Annotated in this window: 8 protein-coding genes; 7 read left to right on the top strand and 1 reads right to left on the bottom strand. The window is 67.7% G+C overall.

Translation table 11 applies throughout. From position 1 onward, the window contains the following. Positions 1 to 124 precede the first annotated feature (124 nt). The 7 genes from thrS (at position 125) to OXU32_09655 (ending at position 11,057) form a co-directional block, all read left to right on the top strand. The gene (gene thrS, locus OXU32_09685) at positions 125 to 2,047 is read left to right on the top strand and encodes a threonine--tRNA ligase (protein MDE0074219.1); all 1,923 of its coding nucleotides are present in this window, start codon (positions 125 to 127) and stop codon (positions 2,045 to 2,047) included. 308 nt (positions 2,048 to 2,355) lie between these two features. Further along, a complete protein-coding gene (locus tag OXU32_09680) occupies positions 2,356 to 5,334 on the top strand; it encodes a SusC/RagA family TonB-linked outer membrane protein (protein ID MDE0074218.1) in 2,979 nt (992 codons plus the stop codon). 119 nt (positions 5,335 to 5,453) lie between these two features. Further along, a complete protein-coding gene (locus OXU32_09675; GenBank protein ID MDE0074217.1) occupies positions 5,454 to 5,579 on the top strand; it encodes a hypothetical protein in 126 nt (41 codons plus the stop codon). A gap of 215 nt (positions 5,580 to 5,794) precedes the next feature. Continuing rightward, the gene (locus OXU32_09670) at positions 5,795 to 8,773 is read left to right on the top strand and encodes a SusC/RagA family TonB-linked outer membrane protein (GenBank protein MDE0074216.1); all 2,979 of its coding nucleotides are present in this window, start codon (positions 5,795 to 5,797) and stop codon (positions 8,771 to 8,773) included. 20 nt (positions 8,774 to 8,793) lie between these two features. Then, positions 8,794 to 10,131 (top strand): RagB/SusD family nutrient uptake outer membrane protein, encoded by a 1,338-nt coding sequence (locus OXU32_09665; GenBank protein ID MDE0074215.1) that lies wholly within the window; start codon positions 8,794 to 8,796, stop codon positions 10,129 to 10,131. Positions 10,132 to 10,205: 74 nt separating this feature from the next. After that, positions 10,206 to 10,616 carry a TonB-dependent receptor plug domain-containing protein gene (locus OXU32_09660; protein MDE0074214.1) on the top strand — a complete coding sequence of 137 codons (411 nt, stop codon included), beginning with the start codon at positions 10,206 to 10,208 and terminating at the stop codon, positions 10,614 to 10,616. A 3-nt stretch (positions 10,617 to 10,619) separates the two neighbouring features. Beyond that, entirely contained in the window at positions 10,620 to 11,057 is a 438-nt protein-coding gene (locus OXU32_09655) for a TonB-dependent receptor plug domain-containing protein (protein MDE0074213.1), read from the top strand. Here the strand turns inward: OXU32_09655 and OXU32_09650 are convergent. Beyond that, a complete protein-coding gene (locus OXU32_09650; protein ID MDE0074212.1) occupies positions 11,054 to 12,196 on the bottom strand; it encodes a PepSY-associated TM helix domain-containing protein in 1,143 nt (380 codons plus the stop codon). The genes OXU32_09655 and OXU32_09650 overlap by 4 nt on opposite strands. Between the last annotated feature and the right edge of the window lie 36 nt (positions 12,197 to 12,232).

Raw genomic sequence — 12,232 nt, 5'->3', positions numbered from 1 at the left:
GCGGCGATGGTCGTCCGGGCTCCCTGCCGTTCCGTCGGCGGCGCGCACAATTCGCGTTCCGCCGTGTATGTTCGGCGACCGTTGTTCCGAAGCATCCGAATCCCCGCAAATCTCCAGATGACAGATGCCTGACGAATCCATCCAGGTGCGGCTTCCCGACGGCAGCCCCGTCGAGGCGCCTCGCGGCAGCAGCGCCGCCGACATTGCGGCCGGCATCGGCCCCGGACTCGCCCGGGCCGCCCTGGCCGCCGTCGTGAACGGCGAAACGGTCGACCTGGGACGCCCCGTGCCGGAGGACTCGGAGGTGCGCATCCTCACCAGCCGGGACGACGACGCCCTCCCCGTGCTGCGCCACTCCGCCGCGCACGTCCTCGCCACCGCGGTGCGCGAACTGCATCCCACCGCGGGCATCGGCTTCGGTCCCCCGATCGAGGACGGCTTCTACTACGACTTCGAGGTCGACGAACCCTTCACGCCCGAAGACCTGGAGGTGTTCGAGGCCCGCATGCGCGACATCGTTGCCGCCGACCTTCCCTTCGAGCGGCGCCGCGTCAGCAAGGAGGAGGGCAGGGAGCTCTTCGCCGACGATCCCCTGAAGCTCGAGCGCCTGGAGGAACTTGAGGACGACGAGGTGATCACGGTCTACCGGGACGGTCCCTTCCTGGACCTGTGCCGCGGGCCGCACGTGCCCTCCACCGGCGGCGTGAAGCACTTCAAGCTGCTCTCCACCGCGGGGGCATACTGGAGGGGAGACGAGAAGCGGCAGATGCTGCAGCGCATCTACGGCACCGCCTTCTTCAGCAGGAAGGCGCTGGACGAACACCTGGAGCGGCTCGAGGAAGCGCGCCAGCGCGACCACCGCGTCCTCGGCAAGGAGCTGGACCTGTTCAGCGTCCAGGAGGATGTGGGGGCCGGATTCATCCTCTGGCACCCGAACGGGGGCCTGGTGCGCCACACGGTCGAGGAGTTCCTCAAGACGACCCTGCTCGAACACGGCTACGACCTGGTCTACAGCCCGCACGTCGCGCGCGAGCAACTGTACGAGACCTCCGGACACCTGGAGGTCTTCAGCGAAGACATGTTTCCCGCGATGGACGACGAGGGGAACCGCTTCCGCATGAAGCCGATGAACTGCCCGCATCACTTCATGATCTACCGGTCGCGCAGCCGGTCGTACCGGGATTTGCCGCTGCGGTATGCGGAACTCGGCACCTGCTACCGCTACGAGCGCGCGGGCGCCCTGCATGGAATGCTCCGCGTGCGGGGATTCACCCAGGACGACGCCCACCTCTTCGTGCGGGAGGACCAGATCAGCGACGAGTACCATCGCATGCTGGACCTGCTGGAGTACCTGCTGGACGTTTTCGGCTACGACTTCGAGGTGTCGCTGTCCACGCGGCCCGAGAAGGCGATCGGTAACCCGGCGGTCTACGACGCCGCGGTGGAGACCCTGGCCGGGGTGCTGGCCGATCGCGGACTGGACTACGAGGTGGACGAGGGAGGGGGTGCCTTCTACGGCCCCAAGGTGGATGTCGGGCTGGTGGACGCGCTGGGGCGGAAGTGGCAGGGGCCGACGTTCCAGTTGGACTACCTGATGCCCGAGCGCTTCGGCCTCGACTACGTCGGCAGCGACAACCAGCGCCACAACGTGGTGGTCATCCACCGCACCATGCTGGGGTCGATGGAGCGCTTCATCGGCGGGCTGGTGGAGCACTACGCGGGCGCCTTCCCGGTGTGGCTGGCCCCGGAGCAGGTGCGCGTCCTCCCGGTCTCGGAGGTGTGGAGCGAGAGCGCCCGCGAGCTGGTGGAGCTTCTGCGCGCGAAGGGGGTGCGCGCCCACCTGGACGACCAGGACACCCTCGGGTACCGCATCCGCGAGGCGGAGGTCAAGAAGGTGCCCTACATGGGGGTGGTGGGGAAGCGCGAAGCCGAGGCGGGGACGGTGGCGGTACGCCGGCGCGGCGCGGGCAGGAAGCAGGTGGTCATGGACCGGGAGGCGTTCGCCGGGCAGGTCGCAGAAGACATCCGCACGCGGGCGCGCTGGTAGCGGCCGGTCCCGCCGGCCCTTCAGCTCGCCGCCGGCGAGAGGCCGATCTCAAACACGGGCTCACCTTCGTTTCGCCCGACGTGCGCAACAAGTGGGTGGCGCGCCGGACCCTACTTGACAGTTGCAATCTCCGCTCCGGACAATGGACGGATGCCGCCTCGACCTCGCGTCGATCGCACTCGGGGATACGTATCGTCGGCGAGTTGCATCTCCTTCGGCGGAGGAACCGTGCACCCGGCTACCCGACCGAACGCCACCCACCCGGCACTCGCCCCTGTCCGTCTCACCCCTTGGCAGGAGGCCTGCCCATGCGCGCTCGCTTCGTTGGAATCAGACCCGGGCGCGCGACCATTGCGCTTGTCGCGACTATCGCGGCCGCGACGGCAAGGGTCGGCGCGCAGGGAACCGGCACGGTCACCGGAACGGTGGTGGACGGCCGCACCCTGCAACCGATGTCGGTCGTCCAGGTGGACATCCCAACCCAGGAGATCGGGGGGCTGACCCAGGCCAACGGTCAGTTCCTGCTCCTCAACGTTCCGGCAGGCACGCATCAGTTGCGGGCGACGCGAATCGGGTTCCGCACCGCCACCGTTCAGATCGACGTGACCGCCGGCCAGACCACCCGGATCGAAATCAACCTCACGGCGGAAGCGCTCGCGCTGGACGAGGTGGTCGTCACCGGCACGGCCGGCGGCACCCGGCAGCGCGCACTCGGCAACGCGATGGCCCGCGTAGCGGCCGCCGACGTGGCAGAAGTCGCGCCCATCAATACCATGCAGGACCTCCTGCAGGGACGTGAAGCGGGCGTGGGCTTCAAGCGAGTGTCGGGGAACGTCGGCACCGGATCGCCCATCCGCATCCGCGGCTACTCCAGCCTGAACGTCGGAAACAACCCGCTCATCTACGTGGACGGCATCCGGGTCGACAACGAGACGCAGGCGGGCCCCAACCTCCGCGACGGCCGCCAGGTGAGCAAGCTCGACGACATCAACCCCGAGGACATCGAGCGCATCGAGGTCATCAAGGGTCCGTCAGCCGCGACTCTCTACGGCACCGAGGCCTCCAACGGCGTTATCAACATCATTACCAAGCGCGGCGTCGAAGGCGCGCCCCAGTTCGACCTGACCATCAAGCAGGGCGCCACTTGGCTTCCCAATGCCCGCGACCAGGTGGGCGTCGCCTACGGAAAGGACACCGCGGGCAACATCATCTCCTTCAACATCTGGGACCAGGAGCGAGATGCCGGGCGGCAGTTCTTCACCACGGGCCACTCTCAGGGCTACGCGCTCAGCATGAGGGGCGGCACCGAACGGGTGCGCTACTACCTGGCCACCGACTGGGACGACCAGACCGGCATCGTCCGCTACAACTGGAACAAGGTGTTCAATACGCGCGCGAACGTCTCCGTGGTGCCGCACGAGTCGCTCCAGATCGACATGAGCACCGGCTACGTGAACGGCACCACCAGCTTCATGCAGCAAAAAACTTCGTGGGGCGTCTGGGAGCAGGCGCAGTGGTCCACCCCCGAAGGCGCCGACACCCGGCTGCGCGGATTCCTGCGCGCGCGTCCGGAGTCGATCGAGGAAGTCGAGGCGATCCGCGACAACTCCCGCTTCATCGGCAGCCTCACACTCAACCACACGCCGTTCGACTGGCTGACCCACCGAGCCGTAGTAGGGCTCGACCAGGCCCACGAGGAGAACCGTACGCTTTTCCCCCGCCATCCGACCGGAGCACAGCACGACTTCGGCGGCCTCTCGCTCGGAGACGTCGTCGTCGAGCGCCCGTACACCCGCTACATCACCTTCGACTACGCCGCCACGGGAACGGTCAACCTGACCGACTTGACCCTGCGGAGCTCCGTTGGCGCCCAGTACTACTCCAAGCAGTTCGAGACTGTGATCAGCACCGGGAAGACCTTCCCGGCTCCCGCCATCACCTCGCTCGCAGGAGCGGCCAGCACGACCTCCACTGAGGACTTCGTGCAGAACAAGACGTTGGGCGCCTACGTGCAGCAGGAGATCGGCTACCGGGACCGCATCTTCATCACCGGCGCCATCCGCGGCGATGACAACTCCGCCTTCGGAGCCGACTTCGACGCCGCCGTCTATCCGAAGCTCTCCGGCACCTGGGTTCTAAGTGAAGAGGACTTCTTCGATGTCGGCTGGGTGAGTTCGCTGAGGCTGCGCACCGCCTGGGGCAAGGCCGGCCAGCAGCCCGATGTGTTTGCTGCGGTGCGGCTCTACGAACCCGCGGTGGGCCCTGCCTCCCAGGCCGCGGTCACCCCCGAAGAAGTAGGCAACCCGGAGCTGGGCCCCGAGGTCAGCACGGAGATCGAGACCGGGTTCGACGCCGCGCTCTTCGACGACTGGCTGCTGGCCCAGATGACCTACTACCAGCAGGACATCCGGGACGCGCTGGTCTCCCTGCCCGTGGCTCCCAGCCGCGGCTTCCCCGGCTCCCAGTCCGTGAATCTGGGGCACCTGAAGAACTGGGGCTGGGAGGTCAACCTCAACGGACGGGTCTTCGACGGCGGCGCCCTCGCCGTGGACCTGGGCGCGAGCCTGTCGCACAACCGGAACCGCGTGGAGGACGTCGGCGACCTGCCTCCGACCAACACGCTGCGCGAAGGCTTCCCCTTCCCGGCCATCTTCGACGAACTGGCGGTGAGCGCCGAGATCGATCCCTCAACCGGGCGGCTCATCAAGTCGTCGATCATGTGCGACAGCGGCACCGGAATCAACGGCTGGGAGCAGGGCGGGTCGCCGGCTCCGTGCAACAGCCGGATGGAAGTCTTCTACGGACCGCTCCAGATGCCGTGGGAGATGGGCTACAACCTGACCTTCACCTTCTTCAACAACCTCAGGCTCCATGCCCTGGTCGAGCACCGCATCGGCGGCTACGCCACCTCGTCGGACGTTGCCGGCAAGCACATCCACTTCCAGACCTCGCTCGCGGCCAACGAGCGCACCAACCCGCTCTTCCTGGCGCGCGCGGACGAGAACTTCGGGAGCGGCATGGTCTACAACGGAGGCTTCGCCCGCCTCCGCGAGATCAGCGCCAACTACCGGCTGCCCCAGTCGCTGGTGGAGCGCTCGGGAGCCTCGCGGGCGTCCGTGAGCCTCGGCGCGCGCAACCTCGCGATGCTCTGGGTATCCCAGCCGGACATCTGGGGTGAACCGATCCACGATCCGGAAGCGCGGCGCACGGCGGACACCAGCACCGGCTCCAACTCGAATGTGCCGCCCACGGCGTCGTTCAACCTGACCATGCGGGTCACGTTCTGATGTGCAAGGGAGAAACAGCCGCTCACGGTGGACGATGGCATGCCCGATCCCCGCGTCCCCGTTGAGAACACGGGTCAGGTGGGACAGGACGGCGTCACCCGGCCCCAGCAGACTTGCTGATGCCGCAGCGTATCGGCCTCGACTACGTGGGCACTGACAACCAGCGCCACAACGTGGTGGTCATGGGCCGGAAGGCGTTCGCCGGGCAGGTCGCCGAAGACATCCGCACGCGGGCGCGCTGGTAGCGACTCGTTCGCGCCGGTCGCCAACTGACGTGGCCGGGCGAGGGTCGACCCTCTCGATACGGGCTCATCCGTCGTTCGCGGACCGGCCTGGCATGACCTCGACCGCCAGCAAAACCGCGGTCCCGGGTGTCAACTAATGGCCCAATCGATCACCTCCGAGGGTGTTCGAGCCGCCGCCGGAGGTGCCTGTTCCACCTCTGTCCGGAGGACCGCTCATGGGCTCTCGTATCGTCGTATTCCAACCCGCAAGCGCAGCCGTCGCGCTCCTTGCGCTCCTGCTGGCCACAGCGGTCGGGGCAGGTGCGCAGGGAACCGGCACCGTCACCGGAACGGTGGTCGACGGCCGCACCCTGCAACCGATGTCCGTCGTCCAGGTGGACATCCCGACCCTGGAGATCGGGGGGCTGACCCAGGCCAACGGTCAGTTCCTGCTCCTCAACGTTCCGGCCGGCACGCATCAGTTGCGGGCGACGCGGATCGGGTTCCGCACCGCCACCGTGCAGATCGACGTGACCGGCGGCCAGACCAGCCAGATCGAGATCAACCTCACGGCGGAAGCGCTCGCGCTCGATGAGGTGGTGGTGACAGGCACGGCGGGCGGCACCCGGCAGCGCGCGCTCGGCAACGCGATGGCCCGCGTGGAGGCCGCCGACGTGGCGGAAGTCGCCCCCATCAACACCATGCAGGACCTCCTGCAGGGACGTGAGGCCGGCGTGGGCTTCAAGCGAGTGTCGGGGAACGTCGGCACCGGGTCGCCCATCCGCATCCGCGGCTACACCAGCCTGAACGTCGGCAACAACCCGCTCATCTACGTAGACGGCATCCGGGTCGACAACGAGACCCAGGCGGGGCCGAGCCTCCGCGACGGCCGCCAGGTGAGCAAGCTCGACGACATCAACCCCGAGGACATCGAGCGCATCGAGGTCATCAAGGGCCCTTCGGCCGCGACCCTTTACGGCACCGAGGCCTCCAACGGCGTCATCAACATCATCACCAAGCGCGGCGTCGAGGGCGCGCCCCAGTTCGACCTGACCATCAAGCAGGGCGCCACCTGGCTCCCCAACGCACGCGACCAGGTCAACTTCGCCTACGGCAAGGACAGCGCCGGCAACATCATCTCCTTCAACATCTGGGACCAGGAAAGGGATGCCGGACGCCAGTTCTTCACCACGGGCCACTCCCAGGGCTATGCGCTCAGCATGAGGGGCGGCACCGAGCGGGTGCGCTATTACCTGGCCACCGACTGGGACGACCAGACCGGCATCGTCCACTACAACTGGAACAAGGTGTTCAATACGCGCGCGAACGTCTCCGTGGTGCCGCACGAGTCGCTCCAGATCGACATGAGCACCGGCTACGTGAACGGCACCACCAGCTTCATGCAGCAGCGGACCTCGTGGGGCGTCTGGGAACAGGCGCAGTGGTCGACTCCCGAGGGCGTCGACACCCGGCTGCGCGGATTCCTGCGCGCGCGCCCCGAGTCCATTGAGGAAGTCGAGGCGACCCGCGACAACTCGCGCTTCATCGGCAGCCTCACGCTCAACCACACGCCGTTCGACTGGCTGACCCACAGGGCCGTGATCGGGCTGGACCAGGCCCATGAGGAGAACCGCAGGCTCTTCCCGCGCCATCCGACCGGAGCACAGCACGACTTCGGCGGCCTCTCGCTGGGGGATGTCGTCGTCGAGCGCCCGTACACCCGCTACATCACCTTCGACTACGCCGCCACGGGAACGGTCAACCTGAGCGACTTGACCCTGCGGAGTTCCGTTGGCGCCCAGTACTACTCCAAGCAGCTCGAGACCGTGATCAGCACCGGGAAGACCTTCCCGGCTCCCGCCATCACCTCGCTCGCAGGCGCGGCCAGCACGACGTCCACCGAGGACTTCGTGCAGAACAAGACGATGGGCGCCTACGTGCAGCAGGAGATCGGCTATCAGGACCGCATCTTCGTCACCGGCGCCATCCGCGGCGACGACAACTCCGCCTTCGGCGCCGACTTCGACGCGGCCATCTATCCGAAGCTCTCCGGCACCTGGGTCCTCAGTGAAGAGGACTTCTTCGATGTCGGCTGGGTGAACTCGCTGAGGCTGAGGACGGCGTGGGGCAAGGCCGGGCAGCAGCCCGACGTGTTCGCTGCCGTGCGGCTCTATGAGCCGGCGGTGGGCCCGGCCTCGCAGGCCGCGGTCACCCCCGACGAAGTGGGCAACCCGGAGTTGGGCCCCGAGGTCAGCACCGAGATCGAGACCGGGTTCGACGCCGGTCTGTTCGACGACCGCCTCCTGGCCCAGGTGACCTACTACCAGCAGGACATCCGGGACGCGCTGGTCTCCCTGCCCGTGGCTCCCAGCCGCGGCTTCCCCGGCTCCCAGTCCGTGAATCTGGGGCACCTGAAGAACTGGGGCTGGGAGGTCAACCTCAACGGACGGGTCTTCGACGGCGGCGCCCTCGCCGTGGACCTGGGCGCGAGCCTGTCGCACAACCGGAACCGCGTGGAGGACGTCGGCGACCTGCCTCCGACCAACACGCTGCGCGAAGGCTTCCCCTTCCCGGCCATCTTCGACGAACTGGCGGTGAGCGCCGAGATCGATCCCTCAACCGGGCGGCTCATCAAGTCGTCGATCATGTGCGACAGCGGCACCGGAATCAACGGCTGGGAGCAGGGCGGGTCGCCGGCTCCGTGCAACAGCCGGATGGAAGTCTTCTACGGACCGCTCCAGATGCCGTGGGAGATGGGCTACAACCTGACCTTCACCTTCTTCAACAACCTCAGGCTCCATGCCCTGGTCGAGCACCGCATCGGCGGCTACGCCACCTCGTCGGACGTTGCCGGCAAGCACATCCACTTCCAGACCTCGCTCGCGGCCAACGAGCGCACCAACCCGCTCTTCCTGGCGCGCGCGGACGAGAACTTCGGGAGCGGCATGGTCTACAACGGAGGCTTCGCCCGCCTCCGCGAGATCAGCGCCAACTACCGGCTGCCCCAGTCGCTGGTGGAGCGCTCGGGAGCCTCGCGGGCGTCCGTGAGCCTCGGCGCGCGCAACCTCGCGATGCTCTGGGTATCCCAGCCGGACATCTGGGGTGAACCGATCCACGATCCGGAGGCTCGGCGCACCTCGGACACCAACACGGGCTCCAACTCGAATGTCCCGCCCACCGCGTCGTTCAACCTGACCATGCGGGTCACGTTCTGATGTGCAAGGGAGAAAGAGCCATGAAGACAATCAGAAATGGAAAGCGACCCGCCCGCGGACGATTCACGAAGATCGCCGCGCTCGTTCTGGCGGCGACGGCGGCCGGAGCATGCGACAGCCTGCTCGAGGTGGAGCTGCCGGGCAACCTGACCGAGGACGGGCTCCTCATTCCCGACATGGCCAATACCATGGTCGTGTCCGCGATCGCCGACTTCGAGTGCTCGTACTCGGACTTCTCGGTCTCCATCGGAGGCCTCGAGGACGCCTACTGGGAGTCGACCGGCTGGTTCACGCGAGCCTGGTCCGAGTACCGCATCACCTCCACCAGCGGCAACTGCGGCCAGAGCAATACCAACGCAGCGTTCGCAACCTCCTTCCAGAAGGCCCGCTTCCAGGCGGAGCAGGCGTACAACACCATCAGCGGGTTCGAGGAGGCCGTTCCGGACCAGGACAACCTGCTCGCGACCGCGGCACTCTACGCCGGGCTCGTCTACACCGTGTTCGGCGAGCACTGGTGCGAGAACACCGTGGACGTAGGACCGCTCATGACCCCGTCCCAGCTGCTGGCCGGCGGCGAGGAGTGGCTCGGCACCGCCATCGGCCACATGGGCGGCGACTTCGACATCACCGCAGTGACCTCGAGCGCGCGCCAGCTGGCGCACCTTGCCCGGGCCCGCAACCGCCTTTCGCAGGGCAACATGTCCGGAGCGGCGGCGGATGCGGCCCAGGTCACGGACCCGAACTTCATCGCCTGGGTCACCCGCGACAACTCGGTGCGCAAGCGGTGGAACCAGGTCTACCACATGCTCAACGAGAACAAGTACGGCACCATCACTCCTCCCGTGATGGTGGACGGAGTCGAGGTGGCGCCCGGCTTCCGCAACCTGACCATCGCCGCGGACGGGAGCCAGACGGTGGACGACGGCATGCCCGATCCCCGCGTCCCGGTGGTAAACACCGGTCAGGTGGGTCAGGACGGCGTCACCCCGCACTGGGTCCAGACCAAGTACCGTGACCAGGGGTACGATATTCCGCTCGGCGATTGGGCCGAGGCGCAGCTGATCCTGGCCGAGGTCGAGGTCATGTCCGGTGACGCGGCCTCCGCGCTGAGCCGTATCAATGCGTTGCGCGACCGGCACGGCCTGCCCCACGCTTCATCCGTGGACATGGGCGTCATCGTCGAGGAGCGGCGCCGCGAGATGTTCCTCGAAGGACGGCACCACGCCGACAAGCTGCGCTACGGGCTGTGGTTCCCGCGCGGCCAGAACTTCAACCACAAGGGAGTGGCCTACGGGCCGACGACGTGCCTTCCCATCGACGAAACCGAACTCGAGTTGAACCCCAACACGAGCGGCTGACACCGGCTCGCAGGGCCCGGCACCCGTCCGGGGGGATCCCGCAAGGGCTCTCCCCGGACGGGGGCGGGAGAGGTATGTCCCTGTGGGCGTGGACCCTGGCGCTTTCAGGCCTCCTCTGCCTCGGCGCTTGCGCCGGCGGTTCGGGTGCCGGGGGAGACGGCCCCCCACCCGTCCGCGGAACCGGCGACATCACCAGGGAGGAGCTGAACCTGGAGGTGTACACCAGCGCCCACCACGCCATCGAGCGGCTCCGCCGCAGCTGGCTGCGGCGCCGGGGCGCCCGCACCCCGAACAACCCGGACAACCGGCCTTTGGTCTACATGGACGGGGTGCGCGTCGGGCGCATCGAGGAACTCTTCGGCATCAGCGCCGAATACATCGAGCGGATCTCGCTGCTCTCCCCCACCGATGCCACCACCCGGTTCGGCACCGGTCACGCCTCGGGGGCGATCGTGATCGTCACCCGCAGAGGTCCTCCGGAGTAGTCAATGCCCGTCGATCGACGAAGCCCTGCGCCAGTCGCGGCTCGCTGGATCGGGACGCTGACGCTCGCGGCAACGCTTTGCCTGGCGGGCTGTTTAGCGGGAGGTCCCGAAGGAGCCACGCCGTCCACAGGGGGCGGCTTCGGCGACATCACGAGAGAGGAGCTGGACAGGGACGCCTTCGGCAACGCCTACACCGCCATCGAGCGGCTCAGGCGCACCTGGCTGCGGCGCCGGGGCGCCCAGACCGCATACAACCTGGACAATCGGCCCGCGGTCTACCTGAACGGGGTCCGTATGGAATTCCGGGAGTTGCGCAGCATCAGCGACGATCACATCGAGCGGATTTCGCTGCTCTCCCCCACCGACGCCACGACGCGCTTCGGCACCAATCACACGGCGGGGGCCATCATGATCACTACGCGGCGCGCACCTCCAGACTAGTTCGTCCGCCGGGAGCTGACGAAGCGTCGCAGCCGGCGTACCGCCAGCGAAAGGCCGGTCCACACCATCACCGCGGCCGCCAACGAGTAGAGTCCTGCCAACAGCTGGCCCCCCAGCCCCCAGTACTCCCCCGTATGCGCGTATCGAAGGAACTGCTGCGCGCGCCGTGCGGGCGAATCGTCGGCGAAGGACTCCCATGCGCGCGCCGTGCCGGAGGCGGCGTCCACGGTGAGAAAGCCGGTCCTGTGAGGCTGGCCCGCGCGGCCCGCCTGCACCTCGACGCGGACCTCGCTGTCCGCCGGGCGCGGCATGTTCAGAATCATGGTCCGCCACTCCGGCGCCCATCCCTCGGCCGTTGCGAGCACGGCCCTCAGGTCCGGCTCCGCCACGCGAGCCGAGTCCTCCGGAATCGCCGCCTCGTCGAACCCCATCCCTCCGGACGCTGATGCGACCGCCCATGACCCGGCGGACATAGCGTTTCCCACCATCGGGTAGACCCGATCTCCCGCAGCCGGATACGATGTGGCGACCCCGGTTGCGGCGATCGCGGCCAGCGGCAGGACGGACCAGATCCCGACCACCTGGTGCCAGTTGAGGTCGCGCCCGGCGCCTCTCGCCCCGGGACGGAGGAGGATCGCGTTGGCGAGCGACCGCCGCGTGACGGGCCGCGGGATCCACAGGATCGGTCCGGTAAGCAGCAGAAAGAGGAAGGCCACGTTGACCGCTCCCGTCACCGCCCGGGCACGACGCACCGAGCCTCCGGAGACGTTGAACCAGCGGTGCCAGTTGTGAACGCCTTCGAAGAACCGCTCGAGTCCGCCCGGTCCCGTTGCCAACACCTGCCCCGTGTAGGGATTGACGCGGGCGTACCGGTCCCGCCCCTCGTAGACGCGCACCGGCGCGCGCGGATCCGAACGGTAACTCAGCGAAGTCGTCGTGAACCCGGCCGCCCCTGCGAGTTCCTCAGGAGGCAGCCGTTCCACAGTCTCGGGCGCGGCCACGAAGTACCGCCGCTCCGCAAGCCCCGTCGCCGTCTCCTGCAGCGACAGCACCACCCCCGTCGCTGCCAACATCAGGATAACCACCCCGGCGGCCGCGGCTACAGAAAGATGCAGCCAGAAGATGACTGCGCGGATCATCCGCACTTGACGCCGCCGGGTCGACGAAGCCGGCGC

This window comes from Gammaproteobacteria bacterium, from assembly GCA_028819075.1.
Taxonomy (GTDB): Bacteria; Gemmatimonadota; Gemmatimonadetes; order Longimicrobiales; family Gaopeijiaceae; genus BD2-11.
This window is presented reverse-complemented; position numbering and strand designations above follow the sequence as displayed.